Annotated in this window: 18 protein-coding genes; 10 read left to right on the top strand and 8 right to left on the bottom strand. The window is 69.4% G+C overall.

The features are described from left to right. Positions 1 to 4: 4 nt before the first annotated feature. Genes ACF08M_RS23690 through ACF08M_RS23660 form a run of 7 tightly spaced genes read left to right on the top strand, consistent with a single transcriptional unit; the run spans position 5 to position 7,222 of the window. Positions 5 to 1,213 (top strand): 4-hydroxybenzoate 3-monooxygenase, encoded by a 1,209-nt coding sequence (locus tag ACF08M_RS23690; protein ID WP_392187259.1) that lies wholly within the window; start codon positions 5 to 7, stop codon positions 1,211 to 1,213. Between the two features lie 26 nt (positions 1,214 to 1,239). After that, entirely contained in the window at positions 1,240 to 2,265 is a 1,026-nt protein-coding gene (locus tag ACF08M_RS23685; RefSeq protein WP_392187258.1) for an amidohydrolase family protein, read from the top strand. A 15-nt stretch (positions 2,266 to 2,280) separates the two neighbouring features. Then, positions 2,281 to 2,970 carry a 4-carboxy-4-hydroxy-2-oxoadipate aldolase/oxaloacetate decarboxylase gene (ligK, locus tag ACF08M_RS23680; protein WP_392187257.1) on the top strand — a complete coding sequence of 230 codons (690 nt, stop codon included), beginning with the start codon at positions 2,281 to 2,283 and terminating at the stop codon, positions 2,968 to 2,970. Further along, on the top strand, positions 2,970 to 3,890 hold the full coding sequence (locus ACF08M_RS23675; RefSeq protein WP_392187256.1) for an amidohydrolase family protein: 921 nt from the start codon (positions 2,970 to 2,972) through the stop codon (positions 3,888 to 3,890). Before ligK ends, ACF08M_RS23675 begins: the two co-directional genes overlap by 1 nt. A 23-nt stretch (positions 3,891 to 3,913) precedes the next feature. Continuing rightward, positions 3,914 to 5,221 carry a protocatechuate 4,5-dioxygenase subunit alpha gene (gene ligA, locus ACF08M_RS23670; RefSeq protein WP_392187255.1) on the top strand — a complete coding sequence of 436 codons (1,308 nt, stop codon included), beginning with the start codon at positions 3,914 to 3,916 and terminating at the stop codon, positions 5,219 to 5,221. A 1-nt stretch (position 5,222) separates the two neighbouring features. Then, a complete protein-coding gene (locus tag ACF08M_RS23665) occupies positions 5,223 to 6,197 on the top strand; it encodes a Gfo/Idh/MocA family oxidoreductase (RefSeq protein WP_392187254.1) in 975 nt (324 codons plus the stop codon). After that, entirely contained in the window at positions 6,194 to 7,222 is a 1,029-nt protein-coding gene (locus ACF08M_RS23660; protein ID WP_392187253.1) for an aldo/keto reductase, read from the top strand. Before ACF08M_RS23665 ends, ACF08M_RS23660 begins: the two co-directional genes overlap by 4 nt. Before the next feature lie 188 nt (positions 7,223 to 7,410). Here ACF08M_RS23660 and ACF08M_RS23655 read toward each other — a convergent pair whose 3' ends face one another. From ACF08M_RS23655 to ACF08M_RS23640, 4 genes are all read right to left on the bottom strand, one after another. After that, on the bottom strand, positions 7,411 to 7,869 hold the full coding sequence (locus tag ACF08M_RS23655; protein WP_392187252.1) for a MaoC family dehydratase: 459 nt from the start codon (positions 7,867 to 7,869) through the stop codon (positions 7,411 to 7,413). A gap of 67 nt (positions 7,870 to 7,936) precedes the next feature. Next, positions 7,937 to 9,496 (bottom strand): long-chain fatty acid--CoA ligase, encoded by a 1,560-nt coding sequence (locus ACF08M_RS23650; RefSeq protein ID WP_392187251.1) that lies wholly within the window; start codon positions 9,494 to 9,496, stop codon positions 7,937 to 7,939. 10 nt (positions 9,497 to 9,506) lie between these two features. Then, the gene (locus ACF08M_RS23645) at positions 9,507 to 10,394 is read right to left on the bottom strand and encodes an amidohydrolase family protein (protein ID WP_392187250.1); all 888 of its coding nucleotides are present in this window, start codon (positions 10,392 to 10,394) and stop codon (positions 9,507 to 9,509) included. Position 10,395: 1 nt separating this feature from the next. Further along, a complete protein-coding gene (locus ACF08M_RS23640; RefSeq protein WP_392187249.1) occupies positions 10,396 to 11,307 on the bottom strand; it encodes an SDR family oxidoreductase in 912 nt (303 codons plus the stop codon). A 170-nt stretch (positions 11,308 to 11,477) separates the two neighbouring features. Here ACF08M_RS23640 and ACF08M_RS23635 point away from each other — a divergent pair, with 170 nt between their 5' ends. Continuing rightward, positions 11,478 to 11,891 (top strand): MarR family winged helix-turn-helix transcriptional regulator, encoded by a 414-nt coding sequence (locus ACF08M_RS23635; RefSeq protein ID WP_392187248.1) that lies wholly within the window; start codon positions 11,478 to 11,480, stop codon positions 11,889 to 11,891. Between the two features lie 593 nt (positions 11,892 to 12,484). On the opposite strand, the gene ACF08M_RS23630 is transcribed toward ACF08M_RS23635, so the two are convergent. Together ACF08M_RS23630 and ACF08M_RS23625 are read right to left on the bottom strand one after the other, a co-directional pair. Then, on the bottom strand, positions 12,485 to 13,819 hold the full coding sequence (locus ACF08M_RS23630; RefSeq protein WP_392187247.1) for an MFS transporter: 1,335 nt from the start codon (positions 13,817 to 13,819) through the stop codon (positions 12,485 to 12,487). 56 nt (positions 13,820 to 13,875) lie between these two features. Beyond that, positions 13,876 to 15,216, bottom strand: a complete 1,341-nt coding sequence (locus ACF08M_RS23625; protein WP_392187246.1) for a phenylacetate--CoA ligase family protein — start codon at positions 15,214 to 15,216, stop codon at positions 13,876 to 13,878. A gap of 253 nt (positions 15,217 to 15,469) precedes the next feature. Between ACF08M_RS23625 and ACF08M_RS23620 the strand changes: the two genes are divergently transcribed. Next, the gene (locus ACF08M_RS23620) at positions 15,470 to 16,243 is read left to right on the top strand and encodes an IclR family transcriptional regulator (protein ID WP_392187245.1); all 774 of its coding nucleotides are present in this window, start codon (positions 15,470 to 15,472) and stop codon (positions 16,241 to 16,243) included. Positions 16,244 to 16,431: 188 nt separating this feature from the next. After that, positions 16,432 to 17,154 carry an IS6 family transposase gene (locus ACF08M_RS23615; RefSeq protein ID WP_392187244.1) on the top strand — a complete coding sequence of 241 codons (723 nt, stop codon included), beginning with the start codon at positions 16,432 to 16,434 and terminating at the stop codon, positions 17,152 to 17,154. A gap of 76 nt (positions 17,155 to 17,230) precedes the next feature. Here the strand turns inward: ACF08M_RS23615 and ACF08M_RS23610 are convergent, their stop codons facing one another. Then, positions 17,231 to 18,640 carry a cellulase family glycosylhydrolase gene (locus ACF08M_RS23610; RefSeq protein WP_392187243.1) on the bottom strand — a complete coding sequence of 470 codons (1,410 nt, stop codon included), beginning with the start codon at positions 18,638 to 18,640 and terminating at the stop codon, positions 17,231 to 17,233. A gap of 217 nt (positions 18,641 to 18,857) precedes the next feature. After that, positions 18,858 to 19,559, bottom strand: a complete 702-nt coding sequence (locus ACF08M_RS23605; protein WP_392187242.1) for a hypothetical protein — start codon at positions 19,557 to 19,559, stop codon at positions 18,858 to 18,860. Positions 19,560 to 19,566 lie beyond the last annotated feature (7 nt).

Here is a 19,566-nt window from a genome sequence, read left to right as displayed (position 1 = left end):
TGCCATGGCCGACGCCGCCGTCGACACCGTTGCCTCGGTTCCCGTCGCTGTCATCGGTGCCGGTCCAGCCGGCCTGATGCTGGCGCACCTGCTCGGGCGTGCTGGAGTCGAGACGATCGTCGTCGACACCCGCACCCGCCGCGAGATCGAAACGACCCAGCGGGCCGGAATCCTCGAGGCCGACGCAGCCCGGGATCTGGTCGAGACGGGCGTGTCCGACCGGATTCTGCGCGACGGCTGTGAGCACAAAGGGGTGGAGCTCCGCTTCGGCGGCCGGCCGCACCACATTGACTTCAAGGAGCTGTTGGGCGCGTCGGTGTGGCTCTATCCGCAGACCGATGTGTTCATCGACCTGGCCGACGCCCGGGACCGCGATGGCGGCGTGGTTCACTTCGGGGTCAAGGACACCGAAGTCCTCGACGTCACGACCGATGCTCCCCGGGTGCGCTATATCGCACCCGACGGGTCCCGCCACGAGATCCGGGCGCGGTATGTGGTCGGTGCGGACGGGTCGCGCAGCATGTGCCGCGACCTGGTGCCCGAGGACGGGCGGGTTCGGTACGGCAAGGAGTACCCCTTCGCGTGGTTCGGCATCCTGGCCGAGGCTCCGATGAGCGCACCCGAGCTGGTCTACGCCCACTCCGAGCACGGGTTCGCACTGATCAGCCGGCGCACCGAGACCGTGCAGCGGATGTACTTCCAGTGCGGCCCCGAAGAGTCCGTCGACGCCTGGCCGGACAACCGCATCTGGGAGACGCTCCAGGCCCGCGTGGCCGGCCAGGACGGCTTCCGCCTCAAGGAAGGACCAGTCCTGGAGAAGACGGTCCTGCGGTTTCGCTCGTTCGTTCAGGAGCCGATGCGCTGGGGCTCGATGGCGCTCGCGGGCGACGCCGCGCACACGGTGCCGCCGACCGGTGCTCGCGGCCTCAACCTCGCCTTGCACGACGTGAAGGTGCTCGCCGATGTCCTACTGAAAGCACTCGGCAGTGCGGGCGAAGCCGCGCTGGACGAATACCAGCCGCGTGCCCTGCAGCGGGTCTGGCGGGCGCAGAACTTCTCCTACTGGATGACCCAACTGCTGCACACCGCGCCCGGCAGCACGCCGTTCGACCTGCGACGCCAGCTCGGCGAGCTCGACAACGTGGTCAGCACCCGCGCCGGTCGCACCTATCTCGCCGAGCAGTACACCGGCTGGCCCACCCGTCCCCACTGACCAGGACGACCACCAGGAGACAACCCATGATCATCGACTGTCACGGTCACTTCACCACAGCGCCGCCGCAGTTGGCGCAGTGGCGGGACCGACAGGTGGCGGCGGTCGGCTCTCCCGAGGAGGCGCCCGACCCCGACGACTTGGTCATCACCGACGACGACCTGCGCCTGGCGATCGAGGGCAATCAGTTGCGGCTCATGAACGAGCGCGACAGCGACTTGACGATCTTCTCCCCGCGGGCCAGCTTCATGGCCCACCACATCGGCGACTTCCAGGTCTCCTCGGTGTGGGCCAGGATCTGCAACGACCTGGTCCACCGCGTCAGCACGCTTTACCCCGGCCGTTTCGCGATGGGCGCGATGCTGCCGCAGTCGCCGGGCGTCGACCCCGCGACCTGTCTGCCCGAGCTGCGCCGCGCAGTCGAGGAGCTCGGCGCGGTGACCGTCAACCTCAACCCCGATCCGTCGGGCGGCAGATGGACCGCGCCTGCGCTGACCGACCGCAGCTGGTACCCGGTCTACGAGGCGATGTCCGAGTACGACATCCCGGCCATGATCCACGTCAGTACGTCGTGCAACCCGGCCTTCCACACCACCGGCGCCCACTACCTCAACGCCGACACCACGGCGTTCATGCAACTGATGCAGGGAGACCTGTTCACCGACTTCCCGACTCTGCGGTTCGTGATCCCGCACGGCGGCGGCGCGGTGCCCTACCACTGGGGCCGGTTCCGCGGCCTGGCGATGGCGCTGGGCAGGCCGGATCCCGAGACACTGCTGGACAACGTCTTCTTCGACACCTGCGTCTACCACCAGTCCGGCATCGACCTGCTCACCGAGGTCATCCCCAGCCGCTCGATCCTCTTCGCGAGCGAGATGATCGGCGCGGTGCGTGACATCGACCCGTGCACCGGCCACCACTTCGACGACACGAAGCGGTACGTCGAGGCCACCGCGAACCTCTCCGACGAGGAACGCGCCGCTGTCTACTCCGGCAACGCCCTGCGCGTCTACCCCCGACTCGCCGCCCGCCTCACCGCCGCCGGCCACTGACCCAGGAGAAGAACCATGGAACACACCGAGATCGGTGTCGTCCACACCTCGATCACCCGCGCCGACCCCAAGGACGTCGCCGCGCTGTCGGCATTCGGCGTCGCCACGATCCACGAGGCCATGGGACGGACCGGGCTGATGCGCCCCTACCTGCGCCCCGTCCACCCCCACGCCCGGCTGTGCGGCACCGCGGTGACCGTGCTGCTGCAGCCCGGCGACAATTGGATGCTCCACGTCGCCGCCGAGCAGATCCAGGAAGGCGACGTGGTGGTCGCGGCCTGCACGACCGAGAGCGAGGACGGATTCTTCGGCGACCTGCTCGCCACCTCGTTCCGCGCCCGCGGTGGCCAGGGCCTGGTCATCGACGGCGGTGTACGCGACGGGGCGACCCTGGAGGAGATGGACTTCCCGGTCTTCTCCCGGGCGATCAATGCCAAGGGCACGGTCAAGGCCACCCTCGGCTCGGTCAACGTGCCGGTGGTCTGCGCCAACGCTCTTGTGCGGCCCGGCGACGTCGTCGTGGCGGACGGCGACGGTGTGGTGGTGGTACCGCGCGAGCGGGCCGCTGAGGTCGCCGAGGCGGCGGCCCGGCGCGAGGCGGGCGAGGAGAGCAAGCGGGCGCGGTTCCGCGCAGGCGAGCTCGGCCTGGACATGTACGGCATGCGCGGCCCACTGGCCGAACTCGGCCTGCGCTACGAGGACTGATGATGACGAACTTCGAGAAGACTCCTGGCTGGCTGGACTGGTACGCCGGTCCGAGCCGGCCGCGATTCCAGATGCCCGAGGGCGCCGTCGACGCGCACTGCCACGTCTTCGGTCCGGGAGCCGAGTTCCCGTTCGCGCCCGAGCGGAAGTACACCCCATGCGACGCGTCCAAGGACCAGCTCTTCGCGCTGCGCGACCACCTGGGTTTCGCCCGCAACGTCGTGGTCCAGGCGACCTGCCACGGCGCCGACAACAGCGCCATGACCGATGCTCTGCGGGTCTCCGGAGGGCTGGCCCGGGGCGTCGCCACCGTACGGCCCGGGATCTCGGACACCGAGCTGCGGGAGCTGCACGAGGCCGGTGTCCGCGGCGTACGTTTCAACTTCGTCAAGCGACTCGTCGACGCGGCACCGCAGCAGGACCTGCAGGACGTCGTCGAACGGATCGTCTCCTACGGCTGGCACGTCGTCCTCTACTTCGAGGCAGCTGACCTCGCCGACCTGCGCGACTTCTTCCTCTCGATCCCGGTGCCCCTGGTCATCGACCACATGGGCCGGCCCGATGTCACCAAGGACCCGCACGGCCCGGAGTTCGAGACGTTCCTGGACTTCCTGCGGGCAAGACCCGACATCTGGTGCAAGGTGACCTGCCCGGAGCGGCTGTCGGTGAGCGGCCCGCCGGCTGTCGACGGCGAGCGGCAGGCCTACCGCGACGTCGTGCCGTTCGCCCGACGCGTGGTCGAGGAGTTCCCCGACCGGGTGCTGTGGGGCACCGACTGGCCCCACCCGAACCTCACCGACCACATGCCCGACGACGGTCTGCTGGTCGGCTTCATCCCGCACATCGCACCGACCGCGCAGCTGCAGCGCAAGCTCCTCGTCGACAACCCCACGCGCCTGTACTGGCCGGAGGCCGACTGACCCGCCCACGACCGGAGGCCACCATGTCACTGGACAAGACCTACAAGCTGGTGCCGGGGACCACCATCTTCGACGCCGAGCAGTCCGCCAAGGGCTACCACCTCAATCAGTTCTGCATGTCGCTGATGACGGCGGAGAACCGCGAGCGCTACCTCGCCGACGAGCGCGCCTACCTGGACTCCTGGCCGCTGCGGGAGGAACAGAAACAGGCCCTGCTCGACCGCGACCTCAACGCCGCCATGCGCGAGGGCGGCAACATCTACTTCCTCGCCAAGTGGGGCGCGACCCTGGGGTTCTCGTTCCAGCAGATGGCGGGTTCGATGACCGGCATGACCGAGGAGCAGTACCGCGCCATGATGGTCGGTGGCGGCCGCTCCGTCGAGGGCAACCGCATCGACCACGCCGTCCTGGAGGCGGCGCACGCCGACCCGGCGCCCCCGGCCGAACACGCCACGATCACCAGTGCGGTCTTCACCTCCCACGTGCCCGCGATCGGCGCGGCGATGGACCACGACAAGACCGAGGAGCCCTACTGGCGGCCGGTCTTCGACGGGTACGAGTTCTCCAAGGAGTGGGAGAAGGAGAACCTCCCCGATGTGATCTTCCTGGTCTACAACGACCATGCTTCGTCGTTCGACCTGTCCCTGATCCCGACGTTCGTGCTCGGTACGGGCGCGGCCTACGCCACCGCCGACGAGGGGTACGGGCCCCGTCCCGTCCCCGGCATCGAGGGTGACCCCGACCTGGCCGCGCACATCGCGCACTCGCTCATCAGGGACGACTTCGACCTCACCCTCGCCAACGAGATGACCGTGGACCACGGCCTCACCGTCCCGCTGTCGCTGATGTTCGGCGATGTCGAGAAGTGGCCGTGCAAGGTGATCCCCTTCCACGTCAACGTGGTGCAGTACCCCGTGCCCTCGGGCGCCCGCTGCTTCGAGCTCGGCCGGGCGCTGCGCAGGGCGATCGAGTCGTACAACCGGCCGCTGAAGGTCCAGGTGTGGGGCACCGGCGGCATGAGCCACCAGCTCCAGGGCCCCCGCGCCGGTCTCATCAACCGTGAGTGGGACAACGCCTTCCTCGACCGGCTGGTCGAGGATCCGGCCGGCCTGGCGCGGGTGCCGCACCTGGAGTACGTCGAGGAGGCGGGCTCGGAGGGCATCGAGCTGGTCATGTGGCTGATCGCCCGCGGTGCCCTGAGTGATGTCGACGGGACCGGGAAGGTCGAGGTCAAGCACCGCTTTTACCATGTTCCGGCGTCCAACACCGCCGTCGGCCACCTGATCCTGGAAAACCGCCCGCGGGCCGACGAGCCCGCTGTGAAGGAGTGACATGACTGACGACCGAACCCTCCGGGTTGCTTTGGCCGGAGGTGGCGCCTTTGGCGCCAAGCACGCCGCCGCGCTCCGGCGGATCGAGGGCGTCGAGGTGGCCGCCGTGGTGAGCAGTTCGCTGGAGAACGCCCGGAAGTTCTCTGCGGAGCAGGGCATCGGCCGTGGCGTCGCCACTCTCGACGAGGTGCTGGCCATGGACGACATCGACGCCGTCGTCCTCGCCACGCCCACGCCGATGCACGCCGAGCAGACGCTGGCGTGTCTCGAAGCGGGCAAGCACGTCCAGGTCGAGATTCCGCTGGCCGCCTCGCTCGGCGACGCCGAGGCTTGCCTGAAGGCGCAGCAGCGCACCGGGCTGGTCGGGATGGTGGGGCACACCCGCCGCTTCAACCCCAGCCACCAGTGGGTGCGGCAGCGGATCCGGGCCGGCGAGCTCGGCATCCAGCAGATGGACGTGCAGACGTACTTCTTCCGTCGTACGAACCTCAACGCCCTCGGCCGGCCGCGGTCCTGGACCGACCACCTGCTGTGGCACCACGCCGCGCACACCGTCGACCTGTTCGCCTACCAGACCGGTTCGCCGGTCGTGCAGGCCAACGCCGTCCAGGGCCCGATTCACCCCGAGCTCGGCATCGCGATGGACATGTCCATCCAGCTGCGCGCGGAGAACGGCGCCATCTGCACCCTGTCCCTGTCGTTCAACAACGACGGGCCGCTCGGTACCTTCTTCCGTTACATCGGTGACACGGGTACGTACATCGCCCGGTACGACGACCTCGTCACCGGCAAGGACGAGCCGATCGACGTCAGCGGTGTCGATGTGTCCATGGACGGCATCGAGCTCCAGGACCGCGAGTTCGTCGCCGCCATCCGCGAGGGCCGCGAGCCGAACTCCTCCATCGCCCAGGTGATGGCCTGCTACCGGACGCTGGCGGCGCTGGAGCAGCAGCTCGACTCCTTCTCCCGCCCGTGACCACGACGACGGAAGCGGCCCCGGGCCGCGCGTCGCGCCGGATCGGCCCCTTCGAGGTGCCGGCGCTCGGCCTGGGCTGCATGAACCTGAGCCACGCCTACGGAGTCGCGCCCTCGGCAGAGGACGCCGAGCAGCTGCTCCTGACGGCGCTGGAGGAGGGCATCACACTCTTCGACACCGCCGCGCTCTATGGCTTCGGCGCCAACGAGGAGCTGGTCGGCCGGGCACTCGCCGGCCACCGGGACCGGATCGTGCTGGCCAGCAAGTGCGGCATGACCGGTGTCGGTGGCCGACGTGTCATCGACGGCAGGCCCGAGACCCTGCGGCGTACCGCCGACGAGGCGCTGGCCCGGCTGCGTACCGATGCCATCGACCTCTACTACCTGCACCGGCTCGACCCGCGGGTGCCGGTGGAGGAGAGCGTCGGGGCGATGGCCGGGCTCGTCGAGGCCGGCAAGGTACGGGCGCTCGGCCTGTCCGAGGTGTCCGCCGCGACTCTGCGGCGGGCCCACGCCGTGCATCCGATCGCCGCGCTGCAGAACGAGTACAGCCTGTGGTCGCGCAATCCGGAGCAAGGGACGCTGGAGGCAGCCCGTGAACTTGGCGTCTCCCTGGTGGCGTTCAGCCCGCTGGCCCGGGGGTTCCTCACGGCCGCCCCGCCGGACCTGGCAGTCCTTCCCGCCGACGACATCCGGCGGAACATGCCCCGCTTCGACGAGCGCCACTATCCGGCCAACCTGACGTTGCGGGGCGATCTGGAGAAGATCGCCGACGAGGCCGGGCTCACCCTGCCCCAGCTGGCTCTCGGCTGGGTCCTCTCCCGGGGACCTCACATCGTGGCCATCCCGGGGACCCGGTCGGTGGACCACCTGAGGGAGAACCTGTCCGTACTCGACGCCGAGATACCCGCCGAGGTGCTCAACGCGGCAGGACGAGTGCTGAACGCCACAACGGTGCACGGGGCCCGCTACAACGAGGCCACGCTGCCCGAGATCGACACCGAGCGCTGCGGCCGCGCCGGCTGAGAGCCTGCCGGGTGACCTTCGACCGGGTAGCGGACGCGGTCTGGTGCGTGCGATTCCAAGGCGCCGGGCTCGTCTGCGTACGTTCGTGGCAGGACGAAAGGGGCGCGGTACCGGTACCCAAGTGGTCCCGGTACCGCGCCCCTTTCGTGCGGTTGGAAGGCCGCCGACCCGGAGCCGACAGCTGTCCGTCAGGCGTAGTGGCGGTAGACCGCCTCCGCGACGCAGGCCGGCTTCTCGCTGCCCTCGACCTCGACGGTGAACGTCAGCGGCATCTGCACGCCGTTGCCCTTGACCTCCTCCACGGTGCCGACGGCGCCGTGCAGACGGATCTTCGCGCCGACCGGCACGGGGCTGGGGAAACGGACCTTCTCCAGGCCGTAGTTGACGCTCATGGAGGTCCCGGTGATCTCCAGCAGTTCACCGAAGAGCGGGATGATGAGGGAGAGGGTGAGGTAGCCGTGGGCGATCGGGCCGCCGAACGGGCCGTCTTTGGCCTTCTCCGGGTCCGTGTGAATCCACTGGTGGTCGTCGGTGGCGTCGGCGAAAGTGTTCACCCGCTCCTGGGTGATGTCGAGCCAGTCGGTGCAGCCGAGGGCGGCTCCGGTGAGTGCCTTGAGCTCGTCGAGGCCGTGGGCGGTGGTGGGCATGGCGGATCCTTCCGATGGCGCGGGCGACGAGGGACGCCGCCCGCAGAGGTGGGGTGCCGGGCGCCTGTCAGGCGTGCGGACGGTCTCCGGGACCGTCCGCGTACGCGTTGCGCACGGCGGCCTTGATGATCTTGCCGGAGGCCGTACGGGGCAATTCCCCGGTCAGGACGAGGGACTTGGGGACCTTGTACTTGGCGAGCCGACCGTGGAGGTGGCCGAGGATCTCGTCCTCGTCGGCGCGGGCGCCGGGCCGGAGGACGACGACGGCGCGGCCGACCTCACCCCAGACCGCGTCGGGTACGCCGATGACGGCGCACTCGGCGACGGCGGGGTGGGTGAGGAGCACGTCCTCGACCTCGGCCGGGTACACGTTCTCGCCGCCGGAGACGAACATGTCCTTGACCCGGTCGACGATGTACGCGTAGCCGTCCCCGTCCAGCCGGGCGACATCTCCGGTGCGCAGCCAGCGCCCGCCGTCGTTCTCGTGGGTGAAAGCCGCCTCGGTGACCCCGGGCCGTTCCCAGTAGCCGGTCATGACGTGGGGGCCCTGGACCAGGATCTCGCCGCGCTCGCCCGATCCGGCCTCGCGGCCGTCCGGGAGCACGACGCGAGTGTCGGTGAAGAAGTGCGGCACCCCGGCGGAGCCGGCCTTGGCCGAGGTCTGTTCCCGGTCCAGGAAAAGAACGCCGGGGGACGCCTCGGTCATGCCATAGCCCTGGCTGAAGGCGAGGCCGCGGTCGAGGTACGCGGCGATGGTGCGGGCGGGCACTGGGGCGCCGCCGCAGTTGAGGGTACGCAGGCTGGACAGCTCCGTGGTCGCCCAGCGGGGTCGGGCGGCCATGGCGTCGTACATCGTGGGGACGCCGAACATGTACGTCACGCGCAGGTCCTCGATCAGCTCCAGGACGCGCTCGGCGTCGAAGGCGCCGAGGAGGACCACCCGGCCGCCCTTGAGCAGGGTCGGCAGGCAGGTCATGTTGAGCCCGGCGGTGTGGAACAGCGGGGCCATGACGAGGGTGACCTCGTCACCGGACAGGTCGGTGTCGACGAGGACGTTGACACTGTTCCAGGTGATGTTGGCGTGGGAGAGGACGGCGCCCTTGGGACGGCCCGTGGTCCCGGAGGTGTACATGATCATGCACGGGTCCTCGGGCACCACGGCCTCGTCCAGCGGGCCGGTCCCGGCGCCGGCGAGCAGTTCCTCGTAGCCGAGGGCTCCGTCCCTGTCGGGGCCGGTGAGCGCAATCCGCTGCCGTACGCCCGCCTCGTCCGCCGCGGCACGGGCCGCGGCGGCCTGCTCGGGGGCGTGGACGAGGACGACGCTGCCCGAGTCGGACAGGTTGTGGGCCAGCTCCGGCGCCGCGAGCCGGGTGTTGAGCGGGACGAAGACCGCCCCCAGCGTCCCGGCGGCGAACAGGGTCTCCAGGAAGGCAGGGTGGTTGGGCCCGAGGTACGCGATCCGGTCGCCCCGCGACACGCCGAGCGCGCGCAGGGCGTGGGCGAGGCGCAGCACGCGCAGGTGCAGCTCGCGGTGGGTCAGAGTGCGGTCCTCGTGGACGACGGCCACCCGGTCGGGGGTCTTGCGGGCCCGGCGCGCCGGCCAGGAGCCGATGCCTTGATTCAGCACGGCGTCTCCTTCAGCCCGTGGTCAGACCAAGCAGGCGGGCGGCGTTGTCCTTGAGGATCTTCGGCCGGACCTCGGGTTTGATGTCAAGCTTCCCGAAGTCGGCGAGCCACCGGTCGGGCGTGATGACCGGGTAGTCGGAGCCGAAGAGCACCTTGTCCTTGAGCAGCGTGTTGGCGTACCGCACCAGCTGCGGCGGGAAGTACTTCGGCGACCAGCCCGACAGGTCGATGTACACGTGTGGCTTGTGCGTGGCCACGGCCAGGGCCTCGTCCTGCCAGGGGAACGACGGATGGGCCAGGACGATCCGCAGCTCGGGGAAGTCCACGGCGACGTCGTCGACGAGCATCGGGTTCGAGTACTTCAGCCGGATGCCGCCGCCGCCCGGGACGCCGGCACCGATGCCGGTCTGGCCGGTGTGGAACAGCGCGGGCACGCCGAGTTCCTCGATGGCCTCGTAGAGCGGGTACGCCATCCGGTCGTTCGGGGAGAACGCCTGGATGCTGGGGTGGAACTTGAACCCGCGCACCCCGTGCTCCTCCACCAGGCGACGGGCCTCCCGCACGCCCGCCCGGCCCTTGTGGGGGTCGACGCTCGCGAACGGGATGAGCACGTCGGCGTGGGCGGCGCAGCTCTCGGCGACCTCCTCGTTGGGGATGCGGGGGTGGCCCGTGGCGTGCTCGGCGTCCACCGTGAACACCACCGCGGCCATGCGGCGTTCACGGTAGTGGGCGGCCGTCTCATCGATGGTCGGCTGCCGGTGACCGTGCGCCTTGAAGTACTCCTCGGAGGCGCCGAACAACTCCGGGCTCAGGGCCCCGTGGCCGTCCTTGGAGATCTCCGCGTGCGTGTGCACGTCGATGGCGGTGAGCCGGTCGAGGTCGAGTGCGAGGTCGCCCATGTCACGCCTCCGGGGCCTGGGGCGCGGGAATGCCGTAGGTCTCGGGGTCGGCGCCGACGCCGTCCAGCCACTCAGCAGCGATGACATCGGCGCTCCACCCGCCGTCGGCGAAGGCGACCGCCTTCTCCTTGGGGTGCGCCCACAGGGCGAGCCGGTCGCCGCCGATGCCGATGGCCTGGCCGGTGACCCCGTCGGAGTCGTCCGAGGCGAGGAAGGTGATCAGGGCGGCGACGTCCTCGACGGTGCCGAGGCCCTCGTCCTTGCGCAGCCAGTCCGGCAGCGGGACGCCGGTGCGCTCGGACTCCTCGATGACCGGGGCGAACGCCGGGATGGTCTTGGTCATCTCGGTGGCGGCGACCGGCACGACGGCGTTGACGGTGATGCCGGCACGGCCCAGTTCCATGGCCCAGGTGCGGGCCATGGCGACGATGCCCGCCTTGGCGGCGGCGTAGTTGGTCTGGCCGAAGTTGCCGCGCTGGCCGGCCGGGGAGGAGATGAGGACGAGCCGGCCGCCGGTGCCCTGCTCGCGCATGCGGACGGCGGCGGCGCGGGCGCAGGTGAAGGTGCCGCGCAGATGGACCCGGACCACGTCGTCGAAGTCCTCGTCGGTCATCTTCCACAGCACACGGTCGCGCAGGATGCCGGCATTGGTGACGAGCACGTCCAGGCGCCCGAACTCCTCGACCGCCACGTCGACGAGCTGCCGGGCGGCCTCGCTGTCGCCCACGGCCGCGACAACGCCGGTCGCCCTGCCCCCCTCGGACGTGATCGAGGCGACGGCGGCGTCCACCACGTCCTTGCCGACGTCGTTGACGACGACGGCGGCTCCGGCGGCGGCGAGGGCCTGCGCGTATGCCAGTCCGAGACCGCGTCCGCTGCCGGTGACGACAGCGACCTTGCCCTGAAGATCCATGAAAGGTGCCTCTCGTGAGTGATGGACGAGGAATGCCGAAACGCCGGCCCGAGCCGGGATCGACAGGAATCCTGATGACCGCCAGTCTGAACAATCAGCAGGATTCCTGTCAATGCTCTAAGGTGGGACGGCCGCCGCCCCACGCGGACCGACACGACGGGAGGAAGAACGTGAGCACGTCACTGCTCTACCTGGTCAAGAGGACGGAGCTGGCAGTGCGCGCCCGCCTGGAGGAGCTACTCAAGCCCGCCGGGGTCACGGCACTGCAGTACACCGCCCTCACCGTGCTGGAGCGGCACGACGGGATCTCCGCAGCGCAGCTCGCCCGCGACTCCTTCGTCACCGCCCAGTCCATGGCCGACATGGTCCGCGCCCTGGAGAGCCGCGGCCTGATCCACCGCGAACCCAACCCCGCCAACCGCCGCGAGCGCCTCATCCTGCTCGCAGCGCCCGGGCGGCAACTGCTCTCCGAGTACGCCGAGTCGGCACGCCGCCTCGAGGAGCGCATGACCAGCGGCCTGAGCGTCGAGGAGACCGACGCGTTCCGGGAGGCGCTGAACGAGGCATGGCGGTCCCTGTCCTGACCGGACACACCCGCCCCCGTCGCGACCCGCGCGAGGAGTGCGCGGGCCACCGCGGCCGGCTACTTGAGCGCGCACATACGGATGACGACGGCATTGTCGCCGTACGGGCCGGTGTCGTGTCCCGTACGCGTAGACCTGCTTGAGCAGGACAGCGTCGCGCCCGGCGGCCGGCTCGAAGGTCGCGGCCGGGCGCGAAGTCCGGCTGCCGCAGCCGGACCACGCGCCCGCACCCGCCGTTGACAGCCAGGAGCGGCCAACCAAGGGCTGGGTCAAGGTTCTTGCGCGCCGCCGGTAGCCGGCAGCGCCTCCCCGGCACAGGTCCGGCCTCCCACAGAGACCGGGCCCGACGCGCGTCTCGTACCGTTTCAGCGGTGCCGTACAAGGGGGTGACGTACTCCAACGACGGCCTGGTGGTCGTCGGGCTCCAAATCCACCAGGCGTGCAGAGCTTTCTCCCATGGAGCGATGGCCGCATCAGGAACTGGCAGATGTGCGTGGCGTCGTCTTCATCGATGTCGCCGGTCGGCTGCCCCGACCGCGCATCCTGATGGACCTTTGGCCGGCCCGGCGTGCGGCTGTACTGAGGCCTGCGGACTACTCGGATGCTGCGGCCACTGGTTCGGGAGACAGTTCCCGCGGCTGCGGTTTTCTCACCGCTACGACGCACACCAGGGAGGCAAGCAGGGGGATGGTGAAGAGGAAGAAGATCTTCTGTGGGGCCCATCCTCCGGAGAGGAGGTAGCCGACCAGGATGGGCGCGAAGATGGACACCAGCCGCCCAATGCCGATCATCCATCCCATGCCGGTGGCGCGGGCGGCGGGGGCGTACAAGCTCGGTGCCACGGTGTAGAACCCGGCGATGGCCGCGGTGGTCAGCAACCCCAGGAGTGCCACTACGGCCATGGCCACACCCATGTGTCCGAAGATCTGTCCGAACAGCGCGTAGGAGACGGTCGCCGCGGTCAGCGCGCCGGCCAGGAGGAGTCGGCTGTGCCATCGGCGGGCGAGGGCGCTGAAGAGGAAACAGCCGATGATGCCACCCAGGTTGGCGACCGTTCCCACGGTGACGCCCAGCGCATCATCACCCGAGACGGAGGCCATGATTTTCGGCATCCAGGTGTTGGCGAAGTAGTACGCCGCCACCAGGCAGCCGTAGCCGGCCCAGAGCTTGAAAGTCTGTGAGCGAGTGGTCCCCGTCAGGATCTGCCGTGCGGCGCCCTGCGGACGCTGCATCTCCTGCCGCACCGGCAACTCGGTCAGGGCCGGGTGGCCCAGTTTCGCCAGGATCGCGTTGGTTCTGCCGAGCGCGTCGGCGGGGCGGCAGGTGAGCAGGAAGTCCAGCGATTCGGGCAGACAGCGCCAGGTGATCACGAGCAGGATCACGCTGAGGGCTGCCCCCGTCACGAATACCGCACGCCAACCGAAGTGCGTGATCAGCGGGTTGGCGACGAAGCCTCCCACCGTGGCCCCGATGGGATACCCGGCGGCATAGATGCCGATGACGGACCCGCGGCTCTTGTCCGACGCGTACTCGGATACCAGGACGTTCAGGTTGGCCATCATGCCGCCAACGCCGAACCCGGTCAGCGCACGGAAGGCCATCAGTTGGTTTGCGTCCTGGCTGAAGACCGACAGCACCATGCCCATGCTGACGATTGTCATGGAAAGCAGCGTCAGCTTGCGGCGGCCGATGCGGTCCGCCGCCGGGGTGAGGAGGACAGACCCGGCGGCCATGCCGAGCAGGCCGGCGCTCAGCAGATAGCCGAGTGTCACCGCGTCGATGTGCCAGGCGTGCGACAGGCTGGGCGCCGCATACGCCATGACGGAAACGTCGAAGCCGTCGATGAGGATAAGCACGAGGGCCACCGCGACCGCTCTGATCTGGAAGCGGCTCATCCGGGACTGACGGATTTCCACCAAGAGGTCCATGAAACTCTCCCTGTGTCCGTGCGGGTGGGAAATCGGGTGGGGCCGGCCGGGAGGGGTCATTGCCGGACATAGGTCAGGGCGTTCTTGTACTCGCCGAGGGGGATGGCGCCGTGCCGAAGGAACTCGATGGCGACCCGCACCCGCAACTGCTCGAGCACCGCCGTCTCGATGCGGGCAGCCAGGTCGCCGGCGGATCCGGGCGCGCGGCCCTCGGGCAGTTCGATCTCCAGTGGGATCGCCTCATCGAAGCGGACCTGGTCGGCGTGCGCCTTGCGCAGCCGTAGCGGACCGGAGATCTCGGCGGCGAAGCCGTCCACTACGACGTCCCGGATGGCGCTGGGGAACACGTTCATGGCCTTGTAGATCAGCATGTCGTCGGTGCGGCCGACGCAGCGGATCAGCGGCGAGGTACGGCCGCACGGGCAGTCCGTGCTCACGACCCGGACGTGGTCGCGGGACCGGAACCGCACGACCGCGGTGGCCTGGCGTGTGAAGGTGGTGTAGACGGCCTCGCCGTGGGCGTCGAGCTCCCAGGACACGGGCTCACCCGTCGTGGGGTCGATGAGCTCGACGAAGACGTTACGGCCGGCGGTGAAGTGCATGCCGCGGCCTTCGGGACACTCGGCCCACATGCCGGGCATGACGTCGCAGAGCCCCATTACCTCGCTGATCCGGTCCGCGCCCCAGCCACTGCGCACCCGTTCGCGCATCGCCTCCTGGCCCATGCCCGGCTCCCCGCCCGCGATGACGGTGCGCACCGAGAGCTGGTCCGCCGGGACGCCGAGGACCTCCTCGCAGCGGCCGGCGAAGAACGTAGCGAAGGAGGCGGTACCGATCAGTGTGTCGACCTTGAGCTTCTGCATGATCGTTGCCATCCGGGCCGTCGTCTGGCCACCGACCCACACGAGGGTGGCGCCGATCCGGCGCACCGCGTCGGCGTACGGCATGCCGCCCGCCACCAGGGGCATGCCGGTGGTCAGCGCGACCACGCTGTCGCGGCGGACACCGGCCGTGAAGAACATATTGGCGACGCTGTCCAGCCAGCTCCGGCGGTCCGCATCAGTGAGGCCGAAGAAAACGGGGATTCCGGTGGTCCCGGAGGACGCGACCACTTGGACGATGTCACCGTTGTCGACGCCCTGCAGATCGCCGAGGAGGGCATCGGTGGTGGCCGCCTGCTGACCCGCGCGCAGGTCGTCCTTGGTCGTGAACGGGACCGCTGCCCAGACAGCGGTTGATCCCGCCTGGCCGAGGGGGACCCCGTCGAGCCGCTGGGCGTAGAAGGGGGAGCTCTTGGCCAGGCTGGTCAGGAAGGCGGCGAACTGGCCGCGCTGCCACGTCCTCAACTCGTCCCACGGCATAGTGTCGAACTCGGCATCCCAGTAGGCATCGGCCATGGCGATGGACTCCTTCATCGGGTGGAGGCAGGGGGTGGATGGGAGAAGGGGGTGCTGCCTCCGGTGCTCGGGGGCGGCAGCCCCGCGCGCTTTGCCGACCCAGTAGGCCCGGGCCCCAGCAAGGGGGCGTTGCTGCGCGAGGCGGGAGGCGGCTCCGGGAGGTCCCACTTTTGGCGGCTGACCGGAGCGCTGTGACGAGCATGCTGCCCTCGACCTTCTGGCCAGCGCAATGGTTCAGTGTTCTAATTCTGTTATGCAGAACCAGATGCCGTCGTATCCGATCGAGTCCGTCGACCGGGCCCTCCAACTGCTCGCGATGCTCCAGTCCGGCCACCGCCTGAGTGTGAAGACCGCCGCGGAGAAACTGGGTGTTGCTCCCTCAACGGCGCACAGACTGTTCGGCGCGCTGTGCTACCGCGGGTTCGCCCGGCAGGACGAACAGCGCCTGTACTGGGCCGGCCCGGCCCTCAACCAATGGAAACCAATCGCCGTCTCACACACCGCCCTGAAGAAGGCGGCGCGCCCGGCCCTGGAAGAACTGCAGCTCCAACTTGGCGAATCGGCGAACCTCATGGTGCTCCAGGGCACTTACATCCGCTTCCTCGACGGCGTCGAGAGCGAGCAGATGCTCCGTGTCGGACTGCGGAACAACGGCACGATGCCGGCGTACTGCTCTGCCGGAGGCAAAGCAATCCTGGCCGCACTCGATCCGGCCGAAGTGGAGGAGGTGCACCGCGACGGCCTGCCCCGCTGGCCCACGGCGAAGATCTTCACGGTCGGCGAGCTCGCGAGCCATCTGGCGGAGGTCCGGCACCGCGGCTACGGGGTAAGCCTGGAGGAGACCGAAGAAGGCGTGGCTGGTGTGGGCGCCTGCCTGCGGGACTCACACGACCGCCCCGTGGGCGCCATCACGGTGGCGGTCCCCACTATGCGTTTCTCCCAGCACGATCTGACGCATTACGCCGAGCCGATACGGAAAGCCGCCGGATCGGCAAACCGCCGGATCGGCGAGCAGTGCGCAACGTGAACACTTCCCAAAACGGACCGGTCGTGGACGCCGCGGCAACTGGCTTGCCCGCCCCCATATTTGATCCGAGCAAGCAGCGCCGCCGCTGGGATCGGCCCCGCCGAACCATGTGCACCATGCCGGGGGGCTTTGTCAGGTTGAGCGGTGGGGCTTGAGATGATCGTCGTGGAGATCGTCTCGGGGAGGGGTTGCTCGTGGACACGCCGCCGTCGTACAAGCGGTTCCGGTTCCCGGCGGAGATCATCTCCCACGCGGTGTGGCTGTACCACCGTTTCCCGCTCTCTTTCCGCGAGGTCGAGGAGCTTCTTCTGGCCCGCGGGATCATCGTCTCCCACGAGACGATCCACCAGTGGTGCGACCGGTTCGGCCCTGAGTACGCCGCCTCCTTACGCCGCCGTCGGCCCCCGGCCGGCGACAAGTGGCACCTGGACGAGGTGTTCATCAAGGTCAACGGCGCGCGGCAGTACCTATGGCGAGCCGTTGACCAGGACGGAAACGTCCTCGACGTCCTCGTCCAGTCCAAGCGGGACGCGAAGGCCGCGAAGCGGTTCCTGGCCAAGCCGATGAAGAAGCAGTGCCGGGCCCCCAGGGTGCTGGTGACTGACAAGTGCCGCTCCTACGGGCCGGCCCACCAACACCTGATGTCCTCCGTCGAACACCGCAGCCACAAGGGCCTGAACAATCGGGCCGAGAACAGCCACCAGCCGGCAAGGCAACGCGAACGGGCCATGAAAGGCTTCCGCTCGCCCCGCTCCGCGCAGAAGTTCCTTGCCGCGTTCAGTGAGATCTCGCCCCACTTCCGGCCCCGGCACCACCTCCTCACCACCTCCGGCCACCGCACCGAGATGCAGCACCGCTTCACCATCCGGAACCACATCACCGGCGTCACTGCCCCGCCTGCAAAGGCCTGACCACAACCACCGCCCCCGGCCCTACCACGACCTGACACACCCCCACCCAGCCACCCACAGTTAACTTGACGACGCCCTACCTCGGGCTGATCGTGACCCTGTAGGTGGCTCCGGTCCTGCCGTGGGTGCGCACGGTGACGGTCTGGCCGTGGTCGTCCCAACGGGCCTTGCCGCCTTGGATATCGACGCGGTAGCCGCCTGGGTAGGTGTCCCTGGGCACGGTGATCCGGGTGGGCCCCTCCGCGTTGTCGCGGGTGCGGAAGGTGAGCGTGTAGGTGCGGGTGGCCGGGTCGTACGCGAACGTGAGCGGGTCGCCCGCGACGGCCTGCGCGTACGGCTGGACGAGCAGCTGGGCGTTGGGCTTCGAGGCGCCCGTCTGGTCGAGGAAGCAGTAGCTGCCGCCCCGGCACCACTGCCACCACGTCCAGCCACTGGAGAAGCGGTCCAGGGAGGCCGTCATGTCGGTGACGAACTGGCTTCCGTGCGGAATGTCGGGGTTGGCGCCCCACTCACCCACGATCACCGGCATGCGGTGACGGGTCGGGTAGTCGCTGATCGCGGCCTCGTAGTCGGGGATGAAGGTGCCGTTGGGGTCGTAGTCGGCGCCGGTTTCCATCGCGGTCTGGTAGAAGTGCGGCGCGTAGCCGGCGTGAGGGTCGTCGATGTGGCCCATCTGGGTGGGGACACCGGTACCGACGATGACGGTTGGTTCGACGAATACCCACGACCTGTGGTCGACCAGGCGGATCGCGCGGGCAAGGCGGTTCCACAACTCGGTGAGCTCGGTGGACTCGAAGCGGGCCGCGGCGGTGGGGAGGTCTTCGCCTTCGAGGAACTTCGCGAACGGCTCATTCATCAGGTCGTACCCGAGCAGCGCCGGGTGCCTGCCCAGGGCGAAGGCGACCGTCATCCACATGCGAGCGTGCGCGGCGCGGAGGTCGGTGTCCTTGTACAGGTGGTCAAAGGCGGTCTGTACGGATGGCTCGAAGTACTCGGAGAACCAGTCGTCGGGTATCGGCTCGAACGGCAACCCCTCGTCGCGGGTGGCCCAGTCGGGCATGCCGCGGGAGCCGAAGTGGGGGCCGTATACGTCCTGGTGGGCGTCGAGGATGACCTTGATGTGATAGCGGTCGGCCCAGTCGAGGATGCGGCGCATCTTGCTGAGGTAGCCGCGGTCGTAGTGCCCGGGGGTGGGTTCGAGGTCATCCCAGAAGAACGCGAGGCGCGCGAGGTTGAAGCCCCGGGTGGCCATGTCTTTGAGGTCGCTCTCGTGGATGCCGGCGAACGCATTGCTGCCTCGGCTGCTCTTGTCGGCGAGGTTGAAGCCGCGCCACTGGAGCGCGCGGCCTTGGCCGTCGGCGATGAAGGTGCGGTCACCGACCGTGACCCGGTCGGGGGCGCGGCCGGGGTGGGCCTGGGCCTGCGCGGGGAGGACGCCGAGCAGGAGGGCGGCCACGGCGAGGGCGACGCGGGAGGATAAGCGCATGCAGGAGACCCTTTCGAGGGGGCTGCTCGGGCGTCGTGCTACTGGCCGGTCGGATGCTACTGGCGAGTGGGTCAAGTTCACAGGGGTGTGCGGGAGTTGGCGGGACTTCTTTCTTCAAGGGCTTCCCGGCGTCATCGCCGGGGGTTTCCCGCGTGCCCGTCGCATACGGCGCCGGCCTCCGGAGAAGAGCGTGGGCCGCCCGCCAGGCGCTATTCCGCTACCCCCGTGGCGCCGTGGCCCCGAGGCGCACCCGCACCACCGTGGTGCCCAGGCGGGGGATCTCCACGAGGATGTCGTCCCCGTCGAGGGTGACGGGGCCGCCGGGGTGGCGGATACGTGTGCGGCGGCGCTGTCCGAGCGGGACTGGCCCGGCGATGACATCCTCGCCGGCCAGCTCGACACGGCCGCGGCCGGTGCCTCGCTCTCGTTGCGGCCGCTCCCCGTTGCCCTGGAGGAACTTGCCATGCTGCTGGAAGGCGACCCGGCCTTCGGCGGTGGCCGTATCGACCGTGTCACCGGTGTCTGCTAACCCGACGCCTGCCTGGACGCATCCGAACCGGACGAGGCCGGCCCTGCGCACGGGGACGGGGAGGAGCGGTGGCTGTATGTGGCCAGTGAGGGCGCGCGGGACGGTTACCGTGACATGCGCGAGTTCACCGCCGCCCTCGGAGACCGGCTCCTGGCCCGCTTCCTCGACATCAGTCTCCAGGGTCCCGGCGCGTTCCGCCGGTTCAAGGACACCCTGGCCACCGACCCCGAACAACAGCTCCGCTACGGGCTGTTCTCCACCGAGCGCCAGTACGGCCGCGCCCGCGCTTACGTCGCCGCCCACCGCTACCGCCCCGCCCCACCACCCGCTGATGACACCGGCGAACGTCTCGCCGTCGGCCCGGCAGACCGGACACCTGTCCTGGCCCATTCAGGCA

Origin of the sequence: Streptomyces sp. NPDC015032 (assembly GCF_043080425.1) — a bacterium.
GTDB lineage: Bacteria > Actinomycetota > Actinomycetes > Streptomycetales > Streptomycetaceae > Streptomyces.
The sequence above is the reverse complement of the archived record's forward strand: the minus strand, read 5'-3'. Positions and strand labels throughout refer to the sequence as shown.

Coding starts and splice junctions, on each gene's coding strand:
- ACF08M_RS23665 (WP_392187254.1), top strand. CDS start 5,223: ATGACTGACGACCGAACCCTCCGGGTTGCTTTGGCCGGAGGTGGCGCC.
- ACF08M_RS23690 (WP_392187259.1), top strand. CDS start 5: ATGGCCGACGCCGCCGTCGACACCGTTGCCTCGGTTCCCGTCGCTGTC.
- ligA (WP_392187255.1), top strand. CDS start 3,914: ATGTCACTGGACAAGACCTACAAGCTGGTGCCGGGGACCACCATCTTC.
- ACF08M_RS23630 (WP_392187247.1), bottom strand. CDS start 13,819: ATGGACCTCTTGGTGGAAATCCGTCAGTCCCGGATGAGCCGCTTCCAG.
- ACF08M_RS23610 (WP_392187243.1), bottom strand. CDS start 18,640: ATGCGCTTATCCTCCCGCGTCGCCCTCGCCGTGGCCGCCCTCCTGCTC.
- ACF08M_RS23655 (WP_392187252.1), bottom strand. CDS start 7,869: ATGCCCACCACCGCCCACGGCCTCGACGAGCTCAAGGCACTCACCGGA.
- ligK (WP_392187257.1), top strand. CDS start 2,281: ATGGAACACACCGAGATCGGTGTCGTCCACACCTCGATCACCCGCGCC.
- ACF08M_RS23625 (WP_392187246.1), bottom strand. CDS start 15,216: ATGGCCGATGCCTACTGGGATGCCGAGTTCGACACTATGCCGTGGGAC.
- ACF08M_RS23685 (WP_392187258.1), top strand. CDS start 1,240: ATGATCATCGACTGTCACGGTCACTTCACCACAGCGCCGCCGCAGTTG.
- ACF08M_RS23675 (WP_392187256.1), top strand. CDS start 2,970: ATGATGACGAACTTCGAGAAGACTCCTGGCTGGCTGGACTGGTACGCC.
- ACF08M_RS23640 (WP_392187249.1), bottom strand. CDS start 11,307: ATGGATCTTCAGGGCAAGGTCGCTGTCGTCACCGGCAGCGGACGCGGT.
- ACF08M_RS23605 (WP_392187242.1), bottom strand. CDS start 19,559: ATGGGCCAGGACAGGTGTCCGGTCTGCCGGGCCGACGGCGAGACGTTC.
- ACF08M_RS23645 (WP_392187250.1), bottom strand. CDS start 10,394: ATGGGCGACCTCGCACTCGACCTCGACCGGCTCACCGCCATCGACGTG.
- ACF08M_RS23620 (WP_392187245.1), top strand. CDS start 15,470: ATGCAGAACCAGATGCCGTCGTATCCGATCGAGTCCGTCGACCGGGCC.